The following is a 700-nucleotide window of genomic DNA, read 5'->3' on the forward strand; positions in this document are numbered from 1 at the left end:
CTCGAACGCAACGTAGCTTTTCCTTCATCAGAAACAGCGGGCCGACAGGGAGCCCGCCACTGGACAAGGAGCAGGACATGCAGAAGTTCGCCACCCCCGCCGCCGTCGTCACCGTCCTCGACATCCCCGCCGGCGACATCCGGTTCATCGCCGCCGACCGGACCGACACCACCGTCGAGGTCCGGCCCGCCAACCCGGCCAAGAGCAGCGACGTGAAGGCCGCCGAGCAGATCGAGGTCGACTACGCCGACGGCGTCCTGCGGATCGAGGCCCCCGCCCCCAAGAGCCGCCTCTTCGGCAACTCCGGGTCCGTCGAGATCACCGTCCAGCTGCCCGCCGGCTCCCGCGTCCAGGCCAAGGCCGCCCTCGCCGAACTGCGCGGTGTCGGACGCCTCGGCGACGTGACCTTCGAGGCCGCCCAGGCCACCGTCAAGCTCGACGAGACCGCCGGCGCCCGCCTCACCCTCCAGGCCGGCGACATCACCGTCGGCCGCCTCGGCGGCCCCGCCGAGATCCGCACCCAGAAGGGCGCCCTGCACGTCACCGAAGCCCGGCACGGCACCGTCACCCTGCACACCGACCACGGCGACATCACCGTCGGCGCCGCCCGCGGCACCTCCGCCACCCTCGACGCCGGCACCGCCTACGGCCGCATCTCCAACAGCCTCACCAACAGCGAAGGCGCCGACGCCGCCCTCGC

At 72.4% G+C, this 700-nt stretch carries 1 protein-coding gene; it reads left to right on the forward strand.

The annotated features are described in order from the left end of the window. Positions 1–77: 77 nt before the first annotated feature. On the forward strand, positions 78–700 hold a 623-nt coding region (locus OO54_RS40930), incomplete at its 3' end, for a DUF4097 family beta strand repeat-containing protein (protein ID WP_033212836.1).

The organism is Streptomyces wedmorensis, from assembly GCF_000716445.1.
Lineage (GTDB): Bacteria > Actinomycetota > Actinomycetes > Streptomycetales > Streptomycetaceae > Streptomyces > Streptomyces wedmorensis.